The 26,086-nt window shown below is 72.3% G+C and carries 21 protein-coding genes and 1 tRNA gene; 16 read left to right on the top strand and 6 right to left on the bottom strand.

What is annotated here, in order from left to right; genetic code table 11:
• Positions 1-107 precede the first annotated feature (107 nt).
• From cobA to NCG93_RS12460, 6 genes are all read left to right on the top strand, one after another.
• The gene (gene cobA / locus NCG93_RS12435) at positions 108-887 is read left to right on the top strand and encodes a uroporphyrinogen-III C-methyltransferase (protein WP_194413702.1); all 780 of its coding nucleotides are present in this window, start codon (positions 108-110) and stop codon (positions 885-887) included.
• Positions 888-956: 69 nt separating this feature from the next.
• A complete protein-coding gene (locus NCG93_RS12440; RefSeq protein WP_206687279.1) occupies positions 957-2,345 on the top strand; it encodes an FAD-dependent oxidoreductase in 1,389 nt (462 codons plus the stop codon).
• Complete coding sequence (gene fdxA, locus NCG93_RS12445; RefSeq protein ID WP_192633222.1) at positions 2,342-2,671, top strand: ferredoxin; 330 nt, start codon at positions 2,342-2,344, stop codon at positions 2,669-2,671. The genes NCG93_RS12440 and fdxA overlap by 4 nt, the downstream gene beginning before the upstream one ends.
• Positions 2,664-3,644 (top strand): NAD(P)/FAD-dependent oxidoreductase, encoded by a 981-nt coding sequence (locus NCG93_RS12450; protein ID WP_194412324.1) that lies wholly within the window; start codon positions 2,664-2,666, stop codon positions 3,642-3,644. Before fdxA ends, NCG93_RS12450 begins: the two co-directional genes overlap by 8 nt.
• Before the next feature lie 142 nt (positions 3,645-3,786).
• The gene (locus tag NCG93_RS12455; RefSeq protein WP_194412323.1) at positions 3,787-4,491 is read left to right on the top strand and encodes a response regulator transcription factor; all 705 of its coding nucleotides are present in this window, start codon (positions 3,787-3,789) and stop codon (positions 4,489-4,491) included.
• Positions 4,488-5,498, top strand: coding sequence for a sensor histidine kinase (locus NCG93_RS12460; protein WP_194412322.1), 1,011 nt, complete (start codon positions 4,488-4,490; stop codon positions 5,496-5,498). The genes NCG93_RS12455 and NCG93_RS12460 overlap by 4 nt, the downstream gene beginning before the upstream one ends.
• A 42-nt stretch (positions 5,499-5,540) precedes the next feature.
• On the opposite strand, the gene NCG93_RS12465 is transcribed toward NCG93_RS12460, so the two are convergent.
• Positions 5,541-6,182 carry a PadR family transcriptional regulator gene (locus NCG93_RS12465; RefSeq protein ID WP_194412321.1) on the bottom strand — a complete coding sequence of 214 codons (642 nt, stop codon included), beginning with the start codon at positions 6,180-6,182 and terminating at the stop codon, positions 5,541-5,543.
• Between the two features lie 289 nt (positions 6,183-6,471).
• Between NCG93_RS12465 and NCG93_RS12470 the strand changes: the two genes are divergently transcribed.
• On the top strand, positions 6,472-7,518 hold the full coding sequence (locus NCG93_RS12470) for a hypothetical protein (protein ID WP_194412320.1): 1,047 nt from the start codon (positions 6,472-6,474) through the stop codon (positions 7,516-7,518).
• A 70-nt stretch (positions 7,519-7,588) separates the two neighbouring features.
• Here NCG93_RS12470 and dcd read toward each other — a convergent pair whose 3' ends face one another.
• Complete coding sequence (gene dcd / locus NCG93_RS12475) at positions 7,589-8,188, bottom strand: dCTP deaminase (RefSeq protein WP_194412319.1); 600 nt, start codon at positions 8,186-8,188, stop codon at positions 7,589-7,591.
• A 200-nt stretch (positions 8,189-8,388) separates the two neighbouring features.
• Here dcd and NCG93_RS12480 point away from each other — a divergent pair, with 200 nt between their 5' ends.
• Genes NCG93_RS12480 through NCG93_RS12495 form a run of 4 tightly spaced genes read left to right on the top strand, consistent with a single transcriptional unit; the run spans position 8,389 to position 15,299 of the window.
• Positions 8,389-10,782: an FtsX-like permease family protein gene (locus NCG93_RS12480; protein WP_194412318.1), complete on the top strand. Its 2,394-nt coding sequence runs from the start codon at positions 8,389-8,391 to the stop codon at positions 10,780-10,782.
• Positions 10,779-13,520 (top strand): ABC transporter permease, encoded by a 2,742-nt coding sequence (locus tag NCG93_RS12485; RefSeq protein WP_194412317.1) that lies wholly within the window; start codon positions 10,779-10,781, stop codon positions 13,518-13,520. The genes NCG93_RS12480 and NCG93_RS12485 overlap by 4 nt, the downstream gene beginning before the upstream one ends.
• Positions 13,521-13,524: 4 nt before the next feature.
• The gene (locus NCG93_RS12490; RefSeq protein WP_194412316.1) at positions 13,525-14,577 is read left to right on the top strand and encodes an ABC transporter ATP-binding protein; all 1,053 of its coding nucleotides are present in this window, start codon (positions 13,525-13,527) and stop codon (positions 14,575-14,577) included.
• Positions 14,574-15,299 (top strand): ABC transporter ATP-binding protein, encoded by a 726-nt coding sequence (locus tag NCG93_RS12495; protein ID WP_194412315.1) that lies wholly within the window; start codon positions 14,574-14,576, stop codon positions 15,297-15,299. Before NCG93_RS12490 ends, NCG93_RS12495 begins: the two co-directional genes overlap by 4 nt.
• Positions 15,300-15,338: 39 nt before the next feature.
• Here the strand turns inward: NCG93_RS12495 and NCG93_RS12500 are convergent, their stop codons facing one another.
• The gene (locus tag NCG93_RS12500) at positions 15,339-15,962 is read right to left on the bottom strand and encodes a DUF1349 domain-containing protein (protein WP_252787543.1); all 624 of its coding nucleotides are present in this window, start codon (positions 15,960-15,962) and stop codon (positions 15,339-15,341) included.
• A gap of 43 nt (positions 15,963-16,005) precedes the next feature.
• On the bottom strand, positions 16,006-17,796 hold the full coding sequence (locus NCG93_RS12505) for a glycoside hydrolase family 15 protein (protein WP_194412314.1): 1,791 nt from the start codon (positions 17,794-17,796) through the stop codon (positions 16,006-16,008).
• 236 nt (positions 17,797-18,032) lie between these two features.
• Here NCG93_RS12505 and NCG93_RS12510 point away from each other — a divergent pair.
• Together NCG93_RS12510 and NCG93_RS12515 are read left to right on the top strand one after the other, a co-directional pair.
• Positions 18,033-18,103: transfer RNA gene (locus NCG93_RS12510), tRNA-Gly, on the top strand.
• 286 nt (positions 18,104-18,389) lie between these two features.
• Positions 18,390-20,585 (top strand): acyltransferase, encoded by a 2,196-nt coding sequence (locus NCG93_RS12515; RefSeq protein ID WP_206687278.1) that lies wholly within the window; start codon positions 18,390-18,392, stop codon positions 20,583-20,585.
• A 315-nt stretch (positions 20,586-20,900) separates the two neighbouring features.
• On the opposite strand, the gene NCG93_RS12520 is transcribed toward NCG93_RS12515, so the two are convergent.
• Complete coding sequence (locus NCG93_RS12520) at positions 20,901-21,659, bottom strand: class I SAM-dependent methyltransferase (RefSeq protein ID WP_194412313.1); 759 nt, start codon at positions 21,657-21,659, stop codon at positions 20,901-20,903.
• Between the two features lie 82 nt (positions 21,660-21,741).
• On the opposite strand from NCG93_RS12520, the gene NCG93_RS12525 reads away from it, so the two are divergent.
• The 3 genes from NCG93_RS12525 (at position 21,742) to NCG93_RS12535 (ending at position 24,796) form a co-directional block, all read left to right on the top strand.
• Entirely contained in the window at positions 21,742-23,250 is a 1,509-nt protein-coding gene (locus tag NCG93_RS12525; RefSeq protein ID WP_194412312.1) for an HNH endonuclease signature motif containing protein, read from the top strand.
• Between the two features lie 500 nt (positions 23,251-23,750).
• Positions 23,751-24,374, top strand: a complete 624-nt coding sequence (locus tag NCG93_RS12530) for a GrpB family protein (protein ID WP_194412311.1) — start codon at positions 23,751-23,753, stop codon at positions 24,372-24,374.
• A complete protein-coding gene (locus NCG93_RS12535) occupies positions 24,371-24,796 on the top strand; it encodes a pyridoxamine 5'-phosphate oxidase family protein (RefSeq protein ID WP_194412310.1) in 426 nt (141 codons plus the stop codon). The genes NCG93_RS12530 and NCG93_RS12535 overlap by 4 nt, the downstream gene beginning before the upstream one ends.
• Before the next feature lie 354 nt (positions 24,797-25,150).
• Here the strand turns inward: NCG93_RS12535 and NCG93_RS12540 are convergent, their stop codons facing one another.
• A complete protein-coding gene (locus NCG93_RS12540; protein WP_194412309.1) occupies positions 25,151-26,044 on the bottom strand; it encodes a carbohydrate kinase family protein in 894 nt (297 codons plus the stop codon).
• Positions 26,045-26,086: the final 42 nt, after the last annotated feature.

Genomic DNA, 26,086 nt, shown 5'->3' on the forward strand with positions numbered 1-26,086 from the left:
AGCGAGCGAGGAACGAGCGAGACGAAACGCCCACGGTTCGCGATGCGGCTGAGGACGTTTCGTCTCGCAAGCTCGCTCAACGACCGGAATCGACGACCGCCGGCAAGGTGTGGCTCGTCGGCGCCGGACCCGGCGACGCCGGACTCCTCACCCTCAAGGGGCTGCGCGCCCTCGAGGCGGCCGACGTCATCGTGGCCGACCGCCTGGGCGCCCGCGCCGTGCTCGACGGCCTCGCCGCCGACGGCGTGGTGCTGCGCGGCGAGGTCGTCGACGTCGGCAAGCAGCCGGGTCACCACGCCGTGCCGCAGGACGCCATCAACGCCCTCCTCGTCCAGCTCGCCCAGGACGGCAAGACCGTCGTCCGCCTCAAGGGCGGCGACCCGTACGTGTTCGGCCGCGGCGGCGAGGAGCTCGCCGCCTGCCAGGAGGCAGGAATCGCCGTCGAGGTCGTCCCCGGCATCACCAGCGCCATCTCGGTGCCGGCGATCGCCGGCATCCCGCTCACCCACCGCGGCGTCGCGACCGCCTTCACCGTCGCGACCGCCCACGACCAGATCGCATCACTCAGCGGCGGCCGCGACCACACGGTGGTCCTGCTCATGGGGATCGCCACGCTCGCGAACTCCGCAATCATCCTCGCCCGCGGCGAGCGCGGCGGTGACTGCCCCGTCGCTGTCGTCGAGGACGGCTTCGGCCCGCGCCAGCGGGTGACGGTGGGAACGCTCGCCACCATCGCCCACCAGGCGGCGGCTCGCGGCATCCGCTCTCCTGCTGTCGTGGTCGTCGGCGATGTGGTGCGGCTCAGCCCGTACGCGCCCGCCGCGCTGGCGACCCTCGATCTCTCCTCGTACGACCCCCTCGCTCCCGAGCGCAGCCCGCGCGCCTGACCGGCCGCACGCGCGCTCCGTCCCACGACCCGAAAGAACCCCACTGTGACTTCTTCGAGCCTCCAAACCTTGCGCGTCGCGATCGTCGGCGCCGGCCCCGCCGGGATCTACGCCGGCAACATCCTCACCAACTCCCTTCGACAAGCTCAGGGACCGGATGCTGAGCCTGTCGAAGCACGCATCGACCTGTTCGAGTCGCTGCCGGCGCCGTACGGCCTCATCCGGTACGGCGTCGCCCCCGACCACCCCCGCATCAAGGGCATCGTCAACTCGCTGCACGAGATGCTGGATGCCGGCACCACGCGGTTCATCGGCAACGTCGAGGTCGGCCGCGACATCTCGCTCGCCGAGCTGCAGGAGCGCTATGACGCGGTGATCATCGCGACCGGAGCCATCCGCGACGCGGCGCTCGACATCCCCGGCATCGACCTGCCGGGCTCGTACGGCGCCGCCGACTTCGTGGCCTGGTTCGACGGCCACCCCGACGTACCGACCGAGTGGGCCCTCGATCAGCGCGAGGTCGCCGTCATCGGCAACGGCAACGTCGCGCTCGACGTCGCCCGGGTGCTCGCGAAGCACGCCGTGGACCTCCGCTCCACCGAGATCGCCGACAACGTGCTGGCCGGCCTCGAAGCATCCGCGGTCACCGACGTCCACGTCTTCGGCCGGCGCGGCCCCGCCGACATCAAGTTCACGCCCATCGAGCTGCGCGAGCTCGGCGAGGTGCCGAACGTCGACATCGTCGTGCACGACGAGGACTTCGTCGACGCCGACCCGGCGAACGCGGCCAACAACCAGCTGAAGGTCATGCTGCGCGTCCTGAACAGCTGGCGCACGCGCGAGTCGACCGGTGCGCCGCGGCGCCTGCACCTGCACTTCTACCACTCGCCCGTCGAGGTGCTCGGCGAGGACCGCGTCGAGGGTCTGCGCTTCGAGCGCAACGAGCCGACCGGCGACGGCCGTGTGCGGGGCACCGGCGAGTTCCGCGAGATCGCCGTGCAGCAGGTGTATCGCGCGGTCGGCTACTACGGCACGCCCGTCATCGACGCGCCGTTCGACGAGAGAGCCGGCGTCGTCTCGAACGTCGAGGGCCGGGTCAAGAACACGGCGACGACGGGCGACGACGACGCCCCGGTGATCCCGGGCCTCTACGCCACCGGCTGGATCAAGCGCGGCCCGGTCGGCCTCATCGGCCACACGAAGTCCGACGCGATGGAGACGATCGCCCATCTGGTGTCGGATGTCGAGGCCGGGCGGCTCTCGGCCCCGACCGTCGACGGCGACGTGCTCGACCTGCTCGACGAGCGCGAGGTCGCCTACACGACGTGGGACGGCTGGCTCGCCCTCGACGCGCACGAGCGCGACCTCGGCGCCAGCCACCTGCACACCCGCGAGCGCGTCAAGGTCGTCCCGCGTGACGAACAGGTCGGCATCTCACGGGGAGTGCTCGTCCGGTGACCTATGTGATCGCCCTGCCGTGCGTCGATGTGAAGGACCGCGCGTGCATCGACGAGTGCCCGGTGGACTGCATCTACGAGGGAGAGCGGTCGCTGTACATCCACCCCGACGAATGCGTCGACTGCGGCGCCTGCGAGCCGGTCTGCCCCGTCGAGGCGATCTACTACGAAGACGACCTGCCCGAGGAGTGGCAGGACTACTACAAGGCCAACGTCGAATTCTTCGATGACATCGGATCGCCGGGCGGCGCAGCCAAGACCGGCGTCATCGCGAAGGACCACCCTGTCATCGCGGCACTTCCCCCTCAAGGAGACGGCCATGACTGACACCCCTTCCGCGGCCGATCCGACGGTGCCGTCGAGCACCGAGGTCGACGTCGTCATCATCGGCGGCGGTCCCGCCGGGCTCTCCGCCGCCCTCAACCTCGGGCGCGCCCGTGCCTCGGTCGTGCTCGTCGACGCCGGGCGGCCGCGCAACGCCGCCACGCTGCGCTCGCACGGCTTCCTCACGCGTGACGGCGTCTCGCCGCTCGAGCTGCGAAAACTCGCCCGCGCCGAGCTGGGCGCCTACCCGAACGTGCGCGTGCTCGATCGCACCGTCGTCACGGCGCTCCTCGAGAACGACGGCGACGATGGGCTGCGCTTCATCGCCGCCCTGCAGGGCCGGGGATCCGGCATCCCGCCGGCCGTCGCGGCGCGATCCGTGCTCGTGGCGACCGGACTGCGGGAGACCCTGCCCGACATCCCGAGCCTGCGCGCGTTCTACGGCATGACGATCTTCAGCTGCGCCGCGTGCGACGCGTGGGAGCTGCGGGACCGCCCGCTCGCTCTCATCGGCGAGACGCCAGACCTCGCCACCCGCGCCCGGCTCATCGCGCGCTGGACCGACCGGCTGACCGTCTTCACCCACGGGTCGGACGCCATCGACACGGTCGAAGAGGCCGAGCTCGCGGCATCCGGAATCGTCGTCGAACGCCGCGCGATCGACGACCTCGAAGGCGACCGCGGCACCGTGTCGGCCGTGCGCCTCGTCGACGGGACGCGCGTCGAGATCGAGGGCGGGTTCGTACGGCCGCAGTGGCACCCGGCACTCGACTTCATCGGCGGCATCGAGCTCGACCGCGACGCGTTCGGCAATCTGGTCACCGATCGCTCGGGACGCACGTCGCTCGCGGGGCTGTACGCGGCAGGGGATGCCGCCTCCCCCGGTCCGCAGCAGCTCATCGTCGCCGCGGGCCAAGGGGCGCGGTCCGCTGCCGTCATGGTGCACGATCTCGTCGGCGTGCGCACCGCGCACTGAGCACGGCGTCGACCAGGGGCGGAGTGTCACCCGCCGTGGCACTCCAGACGGGTCCTCACCGACTCCTTACGAAGTCCTTTCGCGCTGATGGGAAGGCGCCCCGATCGGTGCGAGGGCTTCGCCGCGGACCTATCCTGACCACGTGAGCACGGTGCTGGTCGTCGACGACGATGAGGACGTCGGCGATGTCGTCGCCGCGTACCTCCGCAGCGCCGGTCACACCGTGCGGCGGGCCGCGGACGGGATCGACGCGCTCCGGTCCGTCGTCGCGGATCGTCCCGACATCGTCGTGCTCGACGTGATGCTTCCCGGCATCGACGGCCTCGAGGTCTGCCGCCGGCTGCGGCAGCGGTCGCCCGAGCTTCCGATCGTCATGCTGACCGCGCGGGGCGAAGAGGACGACCGCATCCGCGGGCTCGAGGTCGGCGCCGACGACTACGTCACCAAGCCCTTCAGTCCGCGGGAGCTGGTGCTGCGCGTGCAGTCGGTGCTGCGGCGCAGCGCCTCGCTCGACGCGGAGGTGTCCATCCCCGCTGAGCTGCCCGACGTCGCCGTCGACGGAGACCTGGTCCTCGACCGGAGAGCCCGCCGGGTGCTGCTGGCCGGGAGCGAGCTGCCGCTCACCGTGCGCGAGTTCGACCTCCTGTCGTGGCTGGTCGCCCACCCGGGCGACGCCCTGCGCCGCGACGACCTGATGCGCGACGTGTGGGGCTGGGACTTCGGCGACCCGTCGACCGTGACGGTGCACGTGAGCCGGCTGCGCGACAAGATCGAGCACGATCCTGCCGCGCCCCGCCGGCTCGTCACGGTGTTCGGCGTCGGATATCGATGGGATGCCGCACCATGAGCGTCTCGACGGACGCCCTGCTCTTCTCCGCCGGCGCCGCGGCGGCGACCGGCATCGTCGGCGCGGCGCTGGTGCTGGCGCTCGCGCGCGTGCGCGTGGCAGCGGCCGCCATCGTCGCCCCGCTCGTGGTCGTGCTGTCGATCGCGGTGGGCGTCGTCGTCGGCGCGGCGTCGATGCTGCTGACCGCCGGCGACATGACCGGCCTGCTCCTCGTGCTGCTCGCGAGCGTGCCGGCCGCCCTGGCCGCGGGCATCGTGATCGCCGCCCGCATCCAGTCGGCCGCACGCGCCGCCGAGCGGGCCGCCGCGGCGGCCGAGACCGAGCGCCGGGTCGAAGGACAGCGGCGCGACCTGGTCGCATGGATCTCGCACGATCTGCGCACGCCGCTCGCCGGCATCCGTGCGACCGCCGAGGGAATCCACGACGGGGTGCTCACCGACGCCGGCGCGGCGGCCGTCACGATTCAGCGGAACGCCCAGCGGATGAGCGACATGGTGGACGACCTCCTCACGCTCTCGCGGCTGCAGGCGCCGTCGGTCGTACTGGAACGCACCGACGTCGACGTCGGAGACCTCGTCTCCGACGTCGTGGCGTCCCTCCGCCCTCTCGCCGATGCCGGCGGTGTCACCCTGTCGGGGAGCGCCGAGACCGGGGCGCGTGCGCGGGTCGCCGCCCCCGAGCTGCGCCGGGCCGTGACGAATCTGGTGGCCAACGGCATCCGTCATTCTCCGCCCGGCTCCACGGTCGAGACGACCGTCGAGCTGCGCGACGGCTCGTTGCGGATCGCCGTCGCCGACGCCTGCGAAGGCATCGCCCCCGATGACCTGCCGTACGTCTTCGAGACCGGATGGCGTGGCAGTGCGGCGCGGCCGACAGATGCCGGGGCCGGACTGGGTCTCGCGATCGTCCGCGGCGTCGCCGACGCCCACGGGGGATCCGCCACCGTCCGCAACGCCACGCGCGGCTGCGTGTTCGAGGTGACGCTGCCGTTGCGCTCGGACCCGTGACCGGGGTTCGGCCGCCGTCGGGCCGTCAGACCTCTTCGGGCGTCAGGCTTCCTCGGGTGGCAGGGCGTCGCGGCCCGCGGCGAGCATCTCGCGCACCTGGTCGCCGTGCGTCGTGGCGGGGCTCACGGTGTCGGGCCACGACGCCAGGTGGGCCTCCGCCCACTCCGTCCAGGCGACGATGTGCTCGTAGTGGCCGACCATGAACGTGTTCGCGAGTGCGAAGAGGTGGCGCCGCTCCGGGAACGTGCCACCGGTCGTGCTGATGTACGCGGCGTAGCGTGCGAACACCTCGCGCTGTGCGAGCGCCTGCTCCCTCGTCCGCGCGAGCGTGGCGCGCAGGTCGTCGAGCGAGCCCTGGTCGGCCAGCAGCACGCGCACCATCCCTTCGAACTCGAGGGTCGGCGGCCGCACCGGAGTGCTGAGCCAGGTCGCGAGGGCCGCGCGCCCCGCCGGAGTGATCGCGTAGATCGTGCGGGCGCGCTTGCCGGTGTGCTCCTGCCGGGTCGCGACGAGGCCGTCGTCGCTGAGGCGATTGAGCAGCGCGTAGCGCCCCCGATCGGCCGACGGCCAGAGCTCCGCCACGCCGCGGCCGAGCTGCTCGGCGAGCTGATACGCCGACCAGTCGTGGTCGGCCAGGAGGCCCAGGATGAGATAGCCCGTGGTCGAGAGCTCACGGTCGGCCACGGCGTCCTCCTTCTTCGGGTCGGTGCGGTGCGCGTGGAACGTAAAAGAGTACCCCGACGGGACCGCATCGACTATATACTGCGAAATGCAGTATGCATGGGGGCGGAATCCGAGTGGGGACGAGGGACCGTCGCTGCAAGGCAGCCGAGTGCGGGGGTGCCGGTTGTCTCGCGGCGGGCGATCTGAGGATCGCCCGCCGCACATCCCGCCTCGCGCCGCTGCCGGCCACGATGGCCCTGCCGCAGCCACGTGAGGTCGCTCTCGTTGCGGTGAGGCAGGATGGGCTTCGATGTCACTGCCGACCGACCCTCCGCTCGACGAGCTGCGCGCACTGCGCGAGCGCGCCTACGGTCGCGATGCCGACATCCAGGACGACCCGCAGGCGCTCGCGCGCCTTCGTGAGCTCGAAGCCCAGTCAGCGCGGACCTCCTCTGCAGACGACACGACCCCGAGCGCGCCGGCGGGCGCGACGCCGTACGATTCCGGCGGTGCCGGCCGGACCGGCGGTCCCACCGCGACGGGTGCGGGGGACGACGAGCCCAGGCGGTTGCCGTACGGCGGTGGGGTGACGGATGCCGCCACCCTCCGCAGCGGCATCGCCCCGGTCGGCGTGGCCTCGGCCCTCGACGACGCCGCCGCCGGCGCGGCGGTGAGCTCCGACCTGCGCGCGGCGACCTCGGACGAAGACGCCCACCGAGCAACGAACCCGGTGGGCCTGAGCGCAGAGGCGGAACCAGCGTCGAGGAGAGACGCCGGCGCGGATGGCGCGGCCCTGCAGCCCGACCCCCTTCGCACCGACCCGCTCCCCACCGAACCCGCCGCCGCTGGCGACAGCGCGAGTGCGGCCACCGGCACCTCTTCACGCCGACCCTGGTGGCGCCGGCGCCGGGCGCTGCTCTGGGCCGCGTCCGTGGTCGCGGGGGTCGTGGTGGGCGTGAGTGCGACCTTGGCGATCCAGGCCGCCGGTGCCGGCAGGATCGCCACGCTTCAGGTGGACGCGGACGCCGCCTGGCCCGACGCGTTCTTCGGCGAGCGCCCCGAGGACGCCCAGGTGTTCGACGAGTTCTACGGCCTCACGGTGCTGGTCTTCTCACAGACATCGAGAGAAGCGGGAAAGCAGAACTGCCTCTACATCCTCGTCGCCGAGGACTCCTTCGGCGGAGGCAGCTGCTCTTCGGGCTCGTTCGCCGCCAACGCTTCGGTGCAGGTGCTGCCGCGGTCGCCCGCCGAGCTCCGCGAGCGCTTCCCCGCGGGCACGTCTCTGGGATTCGTGGTCGAGGGCTCCCAGGTGCGGGTCTACGCGCGCGAGCCGAGCATCCTCGAACCGACGCCCTGAGGGCGCACGCGTCGCGGCTCGCCGCGGGATCCGCCCGGCGGAAGCCTCCGTGCGATGCGCCGGGAGCGGGTCACGCCGTCGGGGCGGCGGCGTCTCCGACGTCGGTGCGGTGGAAGTTCTGGAACGAGCGGGATGCCGTCGGCCCCCGCTGCCCCTGGTACCGGTTGCCGTAGGTGCCGGAGCCGTAGGGGTTCTCGGCGGGTGAGGTCAGCCGGAAGTAGCAGACCTGTCCGATCTTCATGCCCGGCCACAGCTTGATCGGCAGGGTGGCGACGTTCGAGAGCTCGAGGGTGACGTGGCCGGTGAAGCCCGGGTCGATGAACCCGGCGGTGGAGTGCGTCAGCAGGCCGAGTCGGCCGAGGGACGACTTGCCCTCGAGCCGGGCGGCGATGTCATCGGGCAGCGAGATCTTCTCGAAGGTCGATCCCAGCGCGAACTCGCCGGGGTGCAGGATGAACGGCTCGCCGGGGTCGACCGCGATGAGGCGGGTGAGCTCGGGCTGGTCCTCGGCCGGGTCGATGAACGGGTACTTGTGGTTGTCGAAGAGGCGGAAGGAGCGGTCGAGCCGAACGTCCACGCTCGACGGCTGCACCATCGCCGGATCCCACGGGTCGAGCCCGATGCGCCCCGCGTCGATCTCGAGCCGGATGTCGCGGTCACTGAGCAGCACGCGGCCAGCCTATCGGGGCGGCATCCGTCCGGCTCGAACGTGACGTCCACCCGCCTCGGGACGACGACGGATGCAGCGGCAAGAGCACCGCATCGTGGCACGGAGAGCGGGCCGCGGCTGCGGCCGTCGAAGAGCGCGGCGATCGTCCCGTAGGTTGTCAGTGAACGTCAGCGTCGAGCGAACCGCGGAGGACCGAGCCCATGCCCGATCGCCGCGCGCTGTCGTCGGCGCGACTGCTGCGCCGCCGCAGCGGTGCGCGGGCGGGACTCCTCGCGAGCGGGGCGGCCACCGTCGCCGTCGCCGTCGCCACGGTGTCGGTCGTCCTGGCCTGGCTCGCGCGTGCCGTCACGGTCGCGGGCGACCCGCCGCCACCGGGGCTCGCACCCGACGAGGTGGCCGAGCAGGTGGAGGCCGGTGGCGTCGCCCTCGCCTCGGCCACTCCCGCGCTCGTGCTGATGGTCGCGATCCTTGCGGGCACGGCCGTCGCGCAGCTCGCACGACTCGTCGCCGCGGCGCGCGAGCACGAGACCTCGACCGTCCGTGCGCGCGGGTTCTCACGCGCACAGGCATGGACCGCCGATGCCGCGGAGGGCGCTGTCATCGGGCTCGCGGGCGTCGTGGTCGGCGCGGGCGCGGCAGCAGCGATCGCGTGGATCGTCGGCTGGGCGCCGGCGAGCGCACTCGCCGCGTGGCCATGGGCGCTCGCGACGGCCGCCGTGCTGGCCGTCGTCTTCGCCGTCGCACTCCGACGCGGCGAGCGCGCCCGCACCAGCACGCGCGCCGGGCGGGCGACGACGGCTGCCGTCGTCGTCGTGGTGCTCCTGGCCGGCGGCCTCGTCGTCTGGCAGCTGCCGTTCGCGCGGGGAGCAGGGTTCGATCCCATCGTCGCGGTCGCTCCCGCGGTTGTGCTCATGGCCGGCGCGCTGGTCGCGCTCGCGGTGTTCGGCGCGGCAGCGGTGGCCTGGTCGCGGCCGGCCGCCGCGTTCCCCTCGGTGCAGCCGGGCTATCCGGCGCGACAGGTGGCCCGCCGCATCCCGATCTACGCCGTCGCCGTGCTCCTCGTCGCCCTCACCGTCGCGCAGGCCGTCTTCGCCTCGGCATACAGCGCGACCTCGACGGCGATGGTCACCGATTCCGCCGCGGTGCGCGCGGGCGCCGATCTGAGCGTCGACATGTCGCCGCAGTCCGCCGACCCGGGCGACGTGGCGGCGGCAGCTGCGATCGACGGTGTCGACGCCGCGGCACCGGCCCTCGTCGAAGCGATCGAGATCGGCGACGCGGACGCGCAGCTCGTCGCCGTCCCGGCGTCCGCGATCGCCCCGGTCGTGACCTCGGCCGGCGGACTGATCGACAAGGCCGCGCTCGAGGCGCTGGCCGGGCCCACCCAGCCCGCGGGAACGGCCGCCGCTGATCCCCTGCCGCTCGGCGAGGGTGCCAGCGGACTGCGGGTCACTGCACGCGCCGAGTCGCTCGGCGAGCTGCTGCCCCGTCCCACCATCGCCGCCGTGCTGCTCGACGCCACCGGCGCACCCACCGTCCTCACCCTCGCCGGCGATTCGCGGCCGAACGCCGACGGCTCCGCGACGGTCGTGGCCGAGGCGGCGCTCCCGACCGGGACCGCGCCGTGGCGACTGCTCGCGATCGGCGCGGACCGCGGGCGATCCTTCAGCCGCGCGACGATGCAGCTGACGCTCGAGACGGTGGATGCCGTGGGCAGCGGCCCGCTCGACATCCACGCCGAGAGCGAGCTTCCCGGCAGCGGCGACCAGGTCGTCCTCTGGCTCGCCGACGACGGGCAGACGACCCCCGGCGAAGGTCCCGACGACGACGCGCCGCCCGTCGCGGCCGTGATCACCGACGGCCTGGCGCAGCACCTGGGCATCGGCGAAGGCGACGTGTTCGAGTTCCGGTATGCCGGGACGGGCCGCCACGGCGACGCGGTCGTCTCTTCCATCGCCGAGGTGGTGCCCGGCGCCTCCTCGCCGCTGGCCCTGTTCGCGCCGATGGAGAACCTGCTGGTGTCGCAGCTGCAGCGCGGCACGTCGATCGTCGCGCCGAACGCGGTGTGGGCGGCGGGCGACCCCGACGCCGACGCCGATCTGAGCGCCGCCCTGGGCGACCGCCCGGTCGCCACGGCGGCGCCGGGCGTAGCCGCCGGCGTGGTCGGCGCACTGGCGCCAGGATGGTGGATCGCGACGGCGGGGGCGATCGCGCTGTCGCTGGTCGCCGCGTTCGCCATCGTGCAGACCCTGGCGATCGCGCGGCGCCGGGAGCTCGGCGTGCTGCGGGCCCTCGGCATCGGTGCGGGCGCTCAGGGACGCATGCGCGCGGCCGAGCTGGGCGGCGTCTTCGGCGCCGCGCTGCTGCTGGGCGCGGTCGCCGGCGGGATGGCGTCGTGGCTGATCGTGCCCGAGCTGGTGCGGGCCGTGACCCCCGGCATCCTTCCCGTCGCGGGCGGGATCTCGTTCGACCCGGCGCCCCTCGTACTGGCCATCTCGGTCCTCGTCGCCGGGCTCGGGGCCATCGTCATCGGCGTGGCCGTGAGCGTCTCGCGCGCCGCACGCACTCAGACCGTGGGCGAGGAGTCCCGATGAGCCGCCGCGTCTCGACACGCGCCCTCGTCGCGCACCACGTGCGATCGCACGCCGGCGGCGGCGCCATCGTCGCGCTGCTCGTCTTCGTGCTCGCGGTCCTCGCGGCCGCTGCGCCGGTCGCGCTGAGCGCGCTCGGCGATGCGACCCTGCGCGATCGGCTCGACTCCCTGCCGGCCACGGTGCGCGACGTCGCATCCGACAACGTCGGGAGCAGCGCCTTTCCGCAGACCGGCACCGCCCCCTTCACCGAGCCCCGGACGACGGAGCAGGTGTGGGGGTCGTTCTCGGCATCCGTCGATCAGATCCGCGAGGACGCCGGCCAGCCGCTCCCCTCCGTGCTGGGGCCGGGACGCATGGTGACGCGAAGCCTCCAGAACCAGATCCTCGAGGGCGACGGCACTCGTGCGGCGACCATCGCCTTCGACCCGGCCTACGAGGACGAGATCCGCATCGTCGACGGACGGATGCCGCAGCCCGCCGCCACCTACCTCACCGGCGCATCGACCGGCGCGGGTGGCGCACCCCTCGGCAACCGCATCGAGGTCGTCCTGTCCGCCCCGTCGGCCGAGGACCTGGGATGGGCGGTCGGAGAGGTGCGCACCGTGGGCGACCCGCGGCGATTCCCCGTGGAACTGGAGCTCGTCGGCCTGTTCGAGGCCGTCGATCCCGCGTCGGAGTACTGGGACCACGTCACCTCGGTGCTCGAGCCGTTCGTGTTCGACGACGGCAACGAGCCGCGTCGCGTCACCGGCACGGCGTACGCCCACCCGGCATCGCTGGTCTCGGAGGGGCTGAGTGAGGAGTGGTCGACGCTCGTCTGGTACCCGACCGACACCGGGCGCATCGACGGCGGCAATGCCGAGGACGCCATCGCCGCGCTCCACAAGCTGACCGCCGTCTCGCACACCATCGGCACCATGGCCGATGGTCCCGGACTGCTCAGTCTCGGATTCGACGCCGACATCACGGCCACCATCGAGAACGCGCTCGCGCAGCAGCGCGCGACCGCCGGCGTCATCGCGATGCTCCTCGCAGGCCCGATCGGGGTGGCCGCCGCCGTGCTGGTGCTCGGCTGCCGGCTGATCCTCGAGGGCCGGCGCTCGAGCCTGCGGCTGCTGTCGGCGCGCGGCGCCTCGCTCGGGCAGCTGCGCACGCTGCTCGCCACGGAGGGAGCGCTCGTCGGCGTCGTGCCGGCGGTGATCGGGGCCGGCGCCGTGATCCTGACGGCGGCACTGGTCTTCCACACGGCTCCGAGCGCCGGGGGTGTGACGACCGCGGTCCTGGCGGGATTCGCCCCCGCGGTGATCCTGCTCGTCCTCGCCCCGTCGGTCGCCGAGCGGCAGGTGCGCGCCGACCTCGGCCGGCGCGGGTCGCGGCTGCGGCTCATCGCCGAGGCGGTCGTCGTGGGCCTCGCGGCGACCGCGCTCGCGCTCCTCCTGGTGCGCGGATACAGCGACGGCATCGACCTGCTGCTTGCAGCCACCCCGCTGCTGCTGGCGCTCGTGGCATGTCTCCTCACGATCCGGCTGTACCCGCTGCCGCTCGCGGTCGTGCACGACCGCGCTCGCGCCGGCGCGAACCTCGACGCCTTCGTCGGGTCGGCCCGCGCGCTCCGCGAACCCACGCTCGGCGTGACACCCGTGCTCGCGCTGGTGGTCGGGGTGTCGGTGGCGATGTCGTCGGGGGTGCTGCTGTCCACGCTGCAGTCCGGTGTCGACGAAGCCTCCCGGGCGCAGGTCGGCGCCGACATGCGGGCGCAGGGTTCCCTGTTCACGCAGGACCAGCTCGAGAGCGTGCAGCAGATCGACGGCGTCGAGCTCTCGACAGGCATCTCGGGCGCCGAGGTGGCGACGCTCGACATCGACGGCGTACGAGAAGGCACGTCGGTGTTCATCGTCGACGCCGCCGCGCTGCGCGCCGTGCAGGGGGACGGACCTGGGATGCTGCCGCCCGGCGTCTCGCTCGAGCCCGTCGCCTCCGGGCCGATGCCGATGCTCGCCTCGAGCGACGCCGCGGAGCTCATCGGCGACATCGAGAACCTGACGCTCGACGGCGTCGACGCCCAGCTGGTGGGCGTCTCGCGAGGCCCGGTCCCGATCGGCGGCCGCGAGAACTGGGTGGCGATCGATTCGTCGTACGCCGACGAGGTCCTCGGTCGCAACCAGAGCGCCGGCACCGTGCTCCTGACCCTCGATCCCGATGCCCGGACGGATGCTGTCGAGGACGCCCTGCACGAGGTGCTGGGTCAGACGGTGCGCATCGACACAGCCGAGCAGGTGGCCGCCGACATCCAGTCCGGGCCCGCCGTGCAGGGCGTGCGCTGGGCTCTGCTCCTCGCCACCGGCGTGGCGGCCCTCCTGAGCGCGCTCGCGATGGTGATGACGCTCAGCCTCGCCGCCGGATCGCGGGCCCGCGTGCTGGCCCTGCTCGGCACCCTCGGTGCCCCCCGACGCTCGTCGACCTCGCTCGCCGTCTGGGAGATCGGGCCGCCGGCCGCCGCCGCCGTGATCGCCGGAACGGTGTTCGGCGCCCTGGTGCCGCTCGTGGTCATGGTCGCCGTCGACCTGCGGCCGTTCACCGGATCGTCGGTGGCGCCGGCCTACGCGATCGATCCGACGATCCTGCTCCTCACCCTCGGCGGATTCGCCGTGCTCGCCGTCGTACTCACCGCGATCACCCTGCTCCTCTCGCGCCGTGTGCGCGCCGCGGGCGCACTGCGCACCGTGGAGGAAGGATAGAACCATGGCCGTTCGACAAGCTCACCGACCGGGAACGGCGCCGGACGCCGACATCCTGTGCACCGATCTCGTGCGCATCTTCAAGGTGCAGGCCGCGAACGGCGCCGGTGTCGAGGTGCAGGCGCTGCAGGGGCTCAACCTGCGCATCGACCAGGGCGAACTCGTCGCGGTCGTCGGCGCGTCGGGATCGGGGAAGTCCACCCTGCTGTCGATCCTGTCGAGCCTGGATCAGCCCACAGCGGGCGTCGCGTGGGTCGCCGGACACGACCTGCTCACCATGAAGGAGAAGGAACGCGTCGAGTTCCGCCGGCGCAGCGTGGGCTTCGTGTGGCAGCAGACCTCGCGCAATCTCCTCCCCTACCTCTCGGCGAGCGAGAACGTCGCCGCGGCACTCGCGATCACCGGCTCCTCGCGGGGGACCGCCGCCCGTCGGGCGCGGGTGACGGAGCTGCTCGACCTGCTCGAGGTCTCGCACTGCGCCGACCGGCGACCTGCCGAGATGTCCGGCGGCGAGCAGCAGCGCGTCGCCATCGCCGTCGGCATCGCGAACAGCCCGCGCGTGCTGCTGGCCGACGAGCCGACCGGCGAGCTCGACGATCTGACGAGCGCCCATGTGCTCGAGGCCATGCGCTCCGTGAATCGGGAGCTGGGCGTGACGACCCTCATCGTGACCCACGATCCGGCCGTGTCGGAGCACGTCGCCCGCACCGTGCAGATCCGCGACGGCCGCACCTCGACCGAGGTGCTGCGCTCGACACGCGTGGACGAGCACGGCGCCGAGGAGCATGTCGCCGAGGAGTACGCCGTGCTCGACCGCGTCGGCCGGCTGCAGCTGCCCGACGACTTCGTGAACGCGCTCGACCTCCGCGAGCGCGTCCGCCTGGCCCTCGAGCCGGACCACGTCGGCGTGTGGCCGGGGCAGCGCGCCGCGACGCCCGCCGGCGACGGCAGCTCCACGACGCCTGCCCCTGCACCGGACGGGGACCACCAGGTCGCCGCGCCCGCCGAGGCGCCCGTGCCCCCGGCATCCGTCGACCCGACCGAGGAGCCGTCATGACCCCTGCGCTGCGCGGCGAGAAGCTGACGCGAACCTTTTCATCGCCCGCGGGCGACGTGCACGCCTGCATCGACATCGACATCGAGGTCGCCGCGGGCGAGCTCGTGGTCGTGCGAGGCGCGTCGGGTGCCGGCAAGACGACGCTGCTGAACCTGCTCGGCGGACTCGATCGGCCGACGTCCGGCACCGTCTGGCTCGGTGACGTGGAGGCGACCTCCCTCGACGAGGACGCCCTCGCCGCCCTGCGCCGCGAGCGCCTAGGCTTCGTCTTCCAGTCGTTCGGCCTCATCCCGATCCTGTCGGCGGCAGAGAACGTCGAGCTGCCCCTGCGCATCGCGAAGACCCCGCCCGCCGAGCGCGATCAGCGCGTCGCCGAGGCGCTGCGATTGGTCGGCCTCGACGGCCACGCCGCCCAGCGCCCGGGAGAGCTGTCGGGCGGCCAGCAGCAGCGCGTGGGCATCGCGCGGGCGATCGCCGCCCGGCCGCACGTGCTGATCGCCGACGAGCCGACCGGTCAGCTCGACTCGCGCACCGCCGCGACGGTGATGGACCTCATCGGCGACCTGGTGCACTCACAGGGGCTGGCCGCGGTCGTCTCGACGCACGATCCCCTGCTGGTCGAACGCGCCGACCGCGTTATCGAGCTGCACGACGGGCGGCTCACGTCCATCGACGGGCGACCGGTTCCCCGGGTCGTGGCGGGGGCCGACGACCCGAGGTGATCCCCCGGCGGGCGACGCCTCCCGCGGGTGGGACCGCGGTCAGCTGCCGTCGCGCAGGTCTGCCGGCGGGTCCGCGGAGAACGTGATGGCGTCGAAGGTCGCCACGCACGTGTCGCCCTGGGGCGCCTGGGCAAGGAACCCGACCCGGAGGGGCCCGTCCCACTCGAGCCGGAACAAACGGACGAAGTCCCAGTGCTGTCCGTCCGCCGAGGAGTGGAACGCCCACGCCCGGTCGCTCAACCGCGACACCCGCAGGTGGACGTGAGGGTCGACGACCACCGTGGAGTTGCAGTCGTCCGACCAGACGTTCGTCACGACCGAGACGACCATGGCCTCGCCCTGCGGCGAGTACTCGAAGCAGATCTTGGCCCAGTGGTCCCGGTCACCCCAGATCGCGAGGGCTGCCGCGTCGAAGGTGGTGCGCGGCGCCGAGGCGACGCCGGCACGGGCTGACAGGGCGAAGCGTCCAGGCGCCTCGAATCCCAGCATCGCCGCCGCGTGCTGCGCCGGGCCGCCGAGGGCGTCGTTGGTCCAGTCCGTGCCGGCCGCGGCGGTGACCTCGAGGCTTCCGCCCGGGTGGAGCTCCACCCTGCCGGCGCCGACGGCCCAGTCGAGGGCGGGAAGGTCGGGCAGAACGGGCAGGGAGCGGTCGTCGGTCAGCACGCCGCCAGCCTAGCGGCGCGGCATCCCGGGCCCCCGACATCCGTCACCGCCGCAGCGCCGCCCTTCCGGCGTGCCCGGCGAGGGCATCGGCCGCTCGCACCAGGGCCAGGTGGGTCAGCGCCTGCGGGGTGTTGCCTGCCTGGCAGTGGCGGCCGACGTCGTACTCCTCCGAGAGCAGGCCCACGTCGTTGGCGAGTCCGACCAGATCGGCCATCAGGGCCTGGGCGTCGTCGACGCGCCCGCAGCTGGCGTACTGCTCGACCAGCCAGAACGAGCAGGCCAGGAAGGGGTTCTCATCGCCTGCGAGCCCGTCGACGTCCGCTTCCGTGCGGTAGCGCCGCACCAGCCCGTCGCGCAGCAGGGTCCGTTCGATCTCGGCCACCGTGCCGAGCATCCGCGGGTCGTCGTAACCGCAGAAGCCGACCTGCGGGATGAGGAGCAGCGACGCGTCGACCTCGGTGGAGCCGTAGTACTGCACGAAACAGCCCCGCTCGGCGTCGACGCCACGCGCTTCCACTTCGGCGCGAACACGATCGCGCAGCCTCTCCCACTGCTCGACGTCGCCGTCGAGGCCGAACTCGCGCACCGCACGCACACCGCGGTCCAGCGCCGCCCAGATCATGACGCGCGAGTGCGTGAACATGCGAGCCTCGGCACGGATCTCCCAAATGCCGTGGTCGGGCCGGTCGATCCACTCCACCACCTGGGCGAGCAGGGCCCGCTGCAGCGGCCACGAGAACGAGTCCTCCTCGACTCCTGCCATCCGAGTGGCCTCGAGCGCCACCATCACCTCGCCGATCACGTCAGCCTGGTACTGGCTGACCGCGCCGTTGCCGACGCGCACCGGCGTCGCACCTCCGTAACCCGGGAGGCTGTCGATCACCCGCTCGGCGAGATCGCGCTCGCCCGCCGCGCCGTACATGATCTGCACGTCCGCCGGGTCGCCGGCGATCGCCCGCAGCAGCCACCCTCGCCACCGCTGCGCGGCGAGGGTGAACCCATGCTCGATGAGCGTCTCAAGGGTCAGCGCGGCGTCCCGGAGCCACACGTACCGGTAGTCCCAGTTCCTGGTGCCGCCGAAGTCCTCGGGCAGGGATGTCGTCGCCGCCGCGACGACCCCGCCCGTGCTCTCGTGCGTGAGCGCCCGCAGCACCAGGAGCGACCGGACGACAGCGTCGTGATGCGGTCCGTGATGGTCGATGCGGTCCGCCCAGTCCTGCCACCACGCGCGCGTCGCGGCGAGGGAGACATCGACATCCAGCGGATCGGGCACCTCATGATGCGACTTGAACCAGGTGAGCGAGAGGTCGACCGTCGCGCCGGCGCCCACGGTGATCTGTCCCGAGTGGGTGTGGTCCACCGGCTGCAGGGCCGCGCCACGGAGCACCACCGCGTCGGGTCCCGCGATGCCGAGAATCGTGCGCGGCGTTCCAGGCAGCTTTCGCATCCAGGGCATCGCCCGGGCGTAGTCGAAACGCAGCCGTACCGTCTCCGTGAACTCGACCGTGCCCGAGATGCCGATGATCCGGCGCACGAGATCGACGCGGTCGCCGTCGACGGGCATGAAGTCGTGCACCTCAGCCACTCCCCCGGCTGTCTGCCAGCGAGTGACGAGGATGAAGGTGTCGCCGTCGTAGCGGCGGGTGCTGCGCGCCTCCGCGTCCTTCGGGCGCAGGATCCAGCATCCGTGGTCTTCATCGCCCAGGAGGGCTCCGAACACCGAGGGCGAGTCGAAACGTGGCACGCACAGCCAATCGATGCTGCCCTCGCGAGAGACCAGCGCCGCCGTGCGGCAGCTGCTGAGCAGCGCGTAGTCCTCGATCGGTGCCGGCATCCGTCGATTGTCGCAAACGGCGACGGCCGACCGGCAGCCCTGCCGCCCGCAGCGACCGCGGGGTGGGGTCACGCCTCGCGATTACCGGCGGCGAGGGTCGATCGGCGCGCGTCCACGCGAGCAGAGTAGGTATGCTGACATGTGGTGCGGGCAGTCGACGCACCACCCGAATATGCACCTTGATGGGTGCAGCGGGACGTGACAGGGATCCTCGATCTCTGTCTCTTCCCGGCCTCGGGGCTGTAGTTCAATGGCAGAACTTCTGCTTCCCAAGCAGACAGCGCGGGTTCGATTCCCGTCAGCCCCTCCGATGCAGAATGAGGCGCGGCCGCCGGCCGCGCCTCATTCTGCGTTGGAGGGGCTGATGTCGGAGCTGATCCGCCTCGGGGGGTCCCGCTCCGCCGGAGGCTCCGCGCGACGCGCCAGCGGCGCGTGGAGGGGCGGAGTGGCCGATTCCCGTCAGCCCCTCCGATGAAACCCCCTCTACGGAGGGGGTTTCGCCGTTCCCGCGGGGACGCCGGTGGCACGCCGATCCCGCCTGCGACGGGGATTCTGCCGGTCCGACGCGGCCGGCTCGAACCATACTGGGACATATGCCCGCCATCGCCGCCCACGAATACTCGCCCTGGGACTTCTGGCGCGAAGCCTCCGTCGATGACCGCGAGGCGCAGCTCGCGATCCAGCACGCGCTCGTCGACGGCCGCGCCGATCATTCGCTCGGCGAGCAGTGCTTCATCTCAGAGCTCGCTTCGATCGACAACGACTCGCTGCGGCTCGGCGACCGCACCTACGTGGCCGCCGGCGCCTACCTCACCGGCGACCTCCTCACCGGCGCGGACTGCAGCATCAACCCGTACACCGTCATCCGTGGGCGCGTCACGATGGGCGATGGCGTGCGGATCGGCGCGCACACGTCGATCCTCGGGTTCAACCACTCGATGGAGTCCGGCACGCCGGTGTTCCGCCAACCGCTCACCTCGAAGGGCATCGAGATCGGCGACGACGTCTGGATCGGCTCCCACGTGGTGATCCTCGACGGCGTGCGTGTCGGCTCGCACGCGGTGCTCGCGGCCAGCGCCGTTGTCACGAAGGACGTGCCCGCCGGCGCCGTCGTCGGCGGCAACCCCGCCCGGTTCATCCGGTGGCGCGTCGAGCCGGACGACACCGGCGTCGCACCGGACGCCGCGGCGGACGCGGCGGCACGCGCAGAGGATGACGCGGAACCCGCGGCTGGCTCGATCGCCGAGACAGCGGATGCTCCCGCGCTCGGCCTCGTGCCCGCACTGGCCGGCCCTCACCCGCGCAGCAACCAGGCGGGGGCGTCGCAGGATGATCTCGGTGACGTCGATGCCGGAGACGCGGCGGGCGATGCCGCGGGTGGGTCAGACCGCACAGACTCGGCGGTCGACGCGGGCTACCAGCCCGGAATGCTCCGGGATGCCGCGGCGAACGCCTCTGACATTGGCACCGACACCGCGACGGGCAACGGCTCCGCCGGCGACAGCACCACAGCCACCGGCACCGCTGGCGACAGCACCACAGACACCGGCACCGACACCGCGGGTATCGCCTCCCCCACTGCCGCAGCCGGGCCGCGAGACGTTGGCGACCCACGCGCCACAGCCGGATCCAGCCGCGGCGTCTCTGGTGCTCCTTCCCTCCCGACTTCGGCGGCCGGCACGTCCGCGGACGACGCCGGCGTGGGCGCGCGCGCAGGCCTCGCCGAGCGCGTGGCCGACCTGGCCGAGCGCGCGAGGGACGAGGCATCCGCTGTCCTTCAGCGCGCGTGGAACGATGACCTCGGACTGTTCGCCGACCGCCCGGGCGCAGCGCCCACGGTGCGCGCGCAGGGCGATGCCGTCGAGATCGCGGACCTGCTGCTCGGCACGGCACCGGCGCAGGCGTGCGCCGCTGACCAGGTCCGGCGGTTGCAGGACTGGCAGGATTCCGCGACGGGTGCGGTCGCGCCCCTCGGTTCCGACGGTCGTCAGGAGGCGGGCCTCGGATTCTCGCACGGCGATGTCGCGTACCACGTGCTGAGCGTGGGGTACGCGCTCGATCTGCTCGGTTCGGCGTTTCCGGCTCCTCTCACGTGGGTGACCGCGGCCACACCGGAGCGCGTGGTCGAGTTCTGCGAGAGTCTGCCGTGGGCCTCCGACGCCTGGAACGCCGGACACCACATCGACGGCTTCGGCACCGCGATTCTGTGGACACGGCGGGCGGGGCATCCGATTCCGGCAGGTGTGGAGGAGGCGCTGTTCGGCTGGCTCGTCATGAACGCCGACCCGCACACCGGGATGTGGGGTGCGCCGACTGCCGACGGCGGCGTGCTTCCGCTCGTGAACGGCTCCTACCGCGCCACGCGCGGCACCTTCGCGCAGTTCGGGATGCCGCTCCCCTACCCCGAACGCGTCATCGACACCGTGCTGCGGCATGCGCGCGACCCGCGATGGTTCGCCGCCGGCGCGCGCAACGCGTGCAACGTTCTCGACGTGGCGCACCCGCTATGGCTCACGCGCGCGACGGGTTATCGCGGCGAGGAGGTGCGCGCTCTCGCGGCACGCCTGCTGTCGGATGCGGTGTCGACCTGGGTTCCGGGCGCGGGCTTCTCGTTCCGCGAGCCGACGCCAGCCACTCGCGGCCTGAGCGAGACCGAACCCGGCCTGCAGGGCACCGAGATGTGGCTCGCGATCCTCTGGTACCTCGCGGATCTCGCCGGCGTGTCCGACGCGCTCGGCTACCGCCCGCGCGGAGTTCATCGCCCCGAGCCGGCCGCGACGCTTCGGTAGACGGCGCGGGGTCGCGGCAGGGTCAGAAGCCGGCTGCCGCACGCGTCCGACAACCCAACGTCGTGGTGCGAACGCGAGGTGTCGCGACGCTAGGGCAAGCGACCCAAGCTGGCGGCCACGTCGGAGGCCGACGCCGCGTCGGCAGTCAGCCCGAGACAGCGGCCAGGTCGGAGCCGGCCGCCGCGCCACCGAGACCGTCACCGCTCGGCATGAACGCAAGGTCGTCGCGGCATCCTGCCGCATTCTCCGCGCGCTCGCGGCGCCGATGAGCGAGGCAGCCGCGCTGCGAAGCCCGCACGCGGACGCACTCCGCTCTCAGGGCGCGGCTCGCTGCTCGACCGGTGCCAGCACCACCATCCAGGAGGAGTAGTGCTCGGTGACGGTGCCACCCAGCTCGTTCACGGCGGCGACCGCCCGCTCCACCTCGCCGGGAGACCAGTCGCTGAACGTGCGGAAGAGACGCCCGATCGCCGCCGCATCGAGCTCGAGCGTCCACCGGTAGGTCGAGGCATCCGTCACCTGAAACAGGCCCGAAGCCGTCAGAGCCTCGATCGTCGCGTCGAGGTCCTCCGCCGGTGGGCCGGGGCGCGGAGGCGCCCGGCGATCGTCGACGATCTCGGCGATCCGCACGCGAAACGGCGTGACCTCGGCGTCGGAGTCTCCGAAGACGTTGCGCCATACGGCGAATCGGCCGTGCGGTGTGAGAATGGTACATAGCTTCGATAAGAGGATTTCGAGATCCATCCAATGGATCGAGGTAGCCGCGACGACGAGATCGAAGCTCGACGGCGCGAACTGCATGTCTTCTGCCCGACAGATGCGCACGTCGGCGGTGGGATGCGCGGCGCGAAGGAGCGCTGCGAGGCGCGCGCCGGGCTCGATGGCGGTGACGCGCAGGCCCGCATCCAGCAGCGGGCCGGTCGCCTGGCCGGTCCCGGCACCCAGATCGAGCGCGCGACTTCCCGGCCGCAGGAGCCCGAGCGTCCGCAGCCTCTGCCACAGTTCGGCGGGGTATGGCGGCCGAGCCCCGGCATAGGCATCAGCGTTCGCCTCGAAGTGCATCGGGTCCACCACGGGGTCGAGCGTATGCCCATCGCGCGGCGGCGTCGAGGCGCGAGCGTGTCGCAATGTCGGAAGTGCTTCGTATATTTGTTCTATGAACTTCTCGGTGCCGATGCCCCCGGCGATGCGGTTGACGGATGCCGTCGCCCGCGTCGCACAGCGGCTCGGCGCCGACGGGATCGGGGTCGAGAGGCTCGACGACGACCAGCTGCTCGAGTTGCTCAGCGATACGACGGAGGCTCGCAAGGCCCTGGAGCTCGTCATGGCGAGCGCGTCTGCGGAGGTGTCCCGGCGATCGGGACGCGACCGGGGGTACGGCGGGCTCGCGCAACGCAAGGGAATGCGCACCGGCACGGCGCTCGTGCAGCAGATCACCGGGCTCGCGCGCGGTGACGTCGCTCGGGCGGTGCGTGCGGGGGAAGAGCTCGCGCCGCCGGTCCCTGTTCCGGCTGAACCGGTCAGACCAGGAGCGGATGCCGCTCCCCGGGCTGCGATCGCGCCGCCGCCGGATGTGCCTGAGTGGCTGCAACTGGTTCGGGGTGCCCTCGCGGCCGGCGCGCTTTCGCAGGCGCAGTTCCACGCGATCCGCTCCGGTCTCGGCGAACCTCCCGTCGAGCGCTATCCCGAACTGGACCCGGAGTTCCTGCCGCAGGCGTGGTCGCGCGCGGTGAGGCTACTGCTGGATGAGGCGGCGACACTGGCGGTGGAAGACCTGCGCAACCAGGCGCGCATCGCCCGCGACCGCCTCGATCCCGTGGGAGTGACGCTGAGGTTCGAGGAGCGGTTCGCCGCACGCTCCTTCCGCCGGTGGATCGACGAGAGCGGACAGCATCACGCCCACATCCTGTTCGACGACGAGGCGGGCGCGTGGGTGGATGCGCTCCTTCAAGCCGCCCTGCGGCCGCGGCGTGGTCCGCGGTTCGTCGGCTCCGGTGCCGCCGAGAAGGCGCGCGAGGCCGAAGCCGACGATCGGACGAACGAGCAGCTGCAGTACGACACGATCATGGCGGTGCTCCGCACCGGCGCCGACGCCGACCCGCAGCAGGCATTCGGTGATCGGCAACCTGGTGTGCGGATCCTCGTCGAGTCGGGCGCGATCAGCTCTATCGGCCAGCGTGGAGAGGCGCGGGTGACCGGCGTCGGTCATCTCGAGGACGGTGGACACGCCTTGCCCGGCGGGGTCGTAGAGGCGCGCTTGTGCGACGCGGGCGCGATCCCGGTGGTCTGGGATGCCGACGGTCGGCCATTGGATGTCGGTCGCGAGTTGCGGCTGTTCAGTCGCAAGCAGCGGATCGCGATCGCGGCCCGCGACGGCGGGTGCATGTGGCCATCGTGCAGTGCGCCGATCTCTCAGTGCGAGTACCACCACATCGATCATTGGTGGGATCACCAGGGCCGGACCGACGTCGACGACGGCGTTCCGTTGTGCCGAAACTGCCACCTGCGCCTGCACAACCAGCGATGGCGCATCACCCGCGACCGAGATCCGGTCGGCGCGGCGGACACATACTGGCTGCATCCGCCGCCCGACCCGGTGACGGGCGAGATCGGTGATCCGGTCATGCTCAGGTCGAAGTCGCCCCGACGCTTCGGCGCCGCATGAGGTCGGGCCCCGGTACGGCAGAGGGACCGCTGCCGTTCGCGATGCGCTGTGCAGGCCGAGCGGAAGGGCGAAGGCAGTGCCGTGCGGCCGAGGGAAGGCGGTGGTGTGCGGGTGCTGCCTGCCAGCAGGGCGGGGCAAGGATGCGAGGTGCCGGCACTGCCTGCCGACACGGTCGAGGGAAGGCGGTGGTGTGCGGGTGCTGCCTGCGCCGGCAGGGCGGGCAAGGCTGCGAGGTGCCGGCACTGCCTGCCGACACGGTCGAGGGAAGGCGGTGGTGTGCGGGTGCTGCCTGCGCCGGCAGGGCGGGCAAGGATGCGAGGTGCCGGCACTGCCTGCCGACACGGTCGAGGGAGAGCCGTGAGGTGCGGGCGCTGCACGAGACCGAGCCACATGCAGAAAGCGCCGGGCTTTGCCCCCTTCGTCGCCCTGTCAGGCGACCGTCGTAGAAGCGAGACGGCCATGGGGCCGTTGGGGGCAGTACGGATGCGAAGCTTGTCCTCGTGGGTGTGACCGTCGTCCCGTACTCCACGGAGTGGCCGGAGCAGTTCGCGCGCGTGGCTGGGGACCTGAAGCGAGCGCTGGCGGATGTTCGTGTGCACTCGATCGAGCACGTCGGCTCGACGTCGGTACCCGGACTGGCGGCGAAGCCCGTCATCGACATCGATGTCGTCGTGCGGCGGGAGGATCTGCCGGCCGCGATCGCGGCGCTCGTCGCCGCCGGCTACACGCATCGCGGCGACCTCGGTGTCGCCGACCGGGAGTCGATGGCCGCACCCGACGACGATCCGCGGCGCAACGTCTACGTCTGCGTCGAGGGCACGCTGCACCTGCGCAACCACCTCGCGATGCGCGCGATCCTTCGCGAGCGGCAGGACCTTCGAGACCGCTACGGCGCCGTCAAGACAGAACTCGCCCGCGATCCGGCGATGGACATCGAGCGATACATCGCCCTCAAGTCGCCCGTACTTCAGGAGGTGCTGGCCCTGTCGGACCTCACCGACGCCGAAATGCGGGCGATCCTCACCCTCAACACGTCAGCCGACCACACCAGCCGACCGCGTTTCCCCGCCGCGGCTCACGAGACCTCTCCCCCGCCGACGACCGCCGATACGGTGGACCGGTGAGCTTCGATCCCCGCGACACCGCCGCGTTCGCCGACTTCGTTCGCAGGCAGGGCCGCGCCGTCGTGGCCACCGTCGCACAGTCCGGTGCACCCGAGGCCGCGCTCGTCGGAGTCGCGGCGCTCGACGACGGGACGCTGATCTTCGATACCCGCGACGACTCCCGCAAGATCCACAACCTTGGACGGAACGGCCGGGTAGCCATCGTCGTCGGCACAGAGGGCGACGTGACGGTGCAGGTCGAAGGCGTCGCCACGATCGCGTCAGGCGCATCGCGCGATCGCCACGGCACCGCGTACAACGAGCAGTTCCCGGGCTCGCGGGCGCTCGATCAGGGCTTCGCCGTCGTGGTCGTGCAGCCGGAGTGGGTGAGGGTCTACGACGCCTCGGCGAGGCCGGCAGTCGTCACCGAAGCGAACTGGTGACGCCCGCGCCTTCGCCGACAGCGGGGTGCAGATGCTCGGACGACAGGGCGACGACCGCCTGACGGGCGCCGGCGGCGAGGCATCCGTTCAGATCCGCCCCGGCGAAGGACGCCGCCAGGAAGCGGCGAAGAACGCAACCGCCGCATCGTTCGTCGCCAGCCGTCGTCACCGAAGCGCGCTGGTAACTCCCGCGGCTTCGCTGCCGACAGCGGGGTGCAGATGCCCGGACGACAGGGCAACGACCGCCTGACGGGCCCCGGCGGCGAGGCATCCGTCCAGATCCGCCCCGGTGAGTGATGCGGCTAGGAAGCCGGCGAAGAACGCAACGCACGCATCGTTCGTCGCCGGCCGTCGTCACCCAAGCGCGCTGATGACGCCCGCGCCTTCACCGACAGCGGGGTGCAGATGCCCGGACGACAGGGCGACGACCGCCTGACGGGCCCCGGCGGCGAGGCATCCGTCCAGATCCGCCCCGGTGAGTGATGCGGCTAGGAAGCCGGCGAAGAACGCATCACCCGCACCGTTGGTGTCGACCACCGTGACCGGCTCCGCGGCGATGGTGGCGCGCTCCCCCGACGCGGCGAGCGCCACCGCACCGCGTGCACCGAGCGTGCAGACGGCCAGCCGGGGTCCCCGGTCGAGGCAGCTCTGCATCAGCGCCCACGGATCGTCCGTCGCGTCGTCGTTCATGAACACGACATCGGCGGCGCGCAGGAAGGGCTCGTGGAACTCCGCCGAGCCGTCATAGTCGTGCAGGTCGGTCCAGATGGGAGCGCCTTCCGCACCGGCGAGCCGGCCCTCGACGATCGCGACACCTGCCGTACTGAGGTCGACGACCGCGAGATCTGCCGTCGCCACGGCGGCCGCGATCTGCTCGAGGGCATCGACGGATGCCGCGGTCGGCGTCGCGAGGTAGAGGCTCACCCGCTCCCCCGCCGGTGTCATGAGGTTCGCGTGACGTTCCGTGCGCTCCGAGGGGTACGCCTCCACGGCCACGCCCGCTGTCGTGAGTGCGTCCGCTACCCGGCGGCCGTCCTCGTCGGCGCCCAGGAACGCGTGCAGCGTGACGTCCACGCCGAGGTCCGCGAGATGCAAGGCCTTGCCCGCGGAGGTGCCGCCCACCGTGTGCCGATCACCGGCGGCGAACTGCATGTGCGGCACCGGCTCGGGGAGCCGATCGAGGAGGATCAGATGGTTCCACGAGGCGGGTCCGCAGACGGCGACCCGAGCGTCACGTGCGAGAGGCATCCGCCCAGTCAACCAGCCCGCGACCGTTCTCCACACGCGCCG

The organism is Microbacterium yannicii (assembly GCF_024055635.1).
GTDB classification, from domain to species: Bacteria; Actinomycetota; Actinomycetes; order Actinomycetales; family Microbacteriaceae; genus Microbacterium; species Microbacterium yannicii.

What these genes read in the sequence shown, in the direction of transcription:
- NCG93_RS12505 (WP_194412314.1), bottom strand. Translation starts at nt 17,796, where the DNA reads ATGCCGGCACCGATCGAGGACTACGCGCTGCTCAGCAGCTGCCGCACG.
- NCG93_RS12525 (WP_194412312.1), top strand. Translation starts at nt 21,742, where the DNA reads ATGAACTTCTCGGTGCCGATGCCCCCGGCGATGCGGTTGACGGATGCC.
- NCG93_RS12470 (WP_194412320.1), top strand. Translation starts at nt 6,472, where the DNA reads ATGTCACTGCCGACCGACCCTCCGCTCGACGAGCTGCGCGCACTGCGC.
- NCG93_RS12515 (WP_206687278.1), top strand. Translation starts at nt 18,390, where the DNA reads ATGCCCGCCATCGCCGCCCACGAATACTCGCCCTGGGACTTCTGGCGC.
- NCG93_RS12540 (WP_194412309.1), bottom strand. Translation starts at nt 26,044, where the DNA reads ATGCCTCTCGCACGTGACGCTCGGGTCGCCGTCTGCGGACCCGCCTCG.
- NCG93_RS12485 (WP_194412317.1), top strand. Translation starts at nt 10,779, where the DNA reads ATGAGCCGCCGCGTCTCGACACGCGCCCTCGTCGCGCACCACGTGCGA.
- NCG93_RS12450 (WP_194412324.1), top strand. Translation starts at nt 2,664, where the DNA reads ATGACTGACACCCCTTCCGCGGCCGATCCGACGGTGCCGTCGAGCACC.
- NCG93_RS12460 (WP_194412322.1), top strand. Translation starts at nt 4,488, where the DNA reads ATGAGCGTCTCGACGGACGCCCTGCTCTTCTCCGCCGGCGCCGCGGCG.
- NCG93_RS12490 (WP_194412316.1), top strand. Translation starts at nt 13,525, where the DNA reads ATGGCCGTTCGACAAGCTCACCGACCGGGAACGGCGCCGGACGCCGAC.
- NCG93_RS12480 (WP_194412318.1), top strand. Translation starts at nt 8,389, where the DNA reads ATGCCCGATCGCCGCGCGCTGTCGTCGGCGCGACTGCTGCGCCGCCGC.
- NCG93_RS12495 (WP_194412315.1), top strand. Translation starts at nt 14,574, where the DNA reads ATGACCCCTGCGCTGCGCGGCGAGAAGCTGACGCGAACCTTTTCATCG.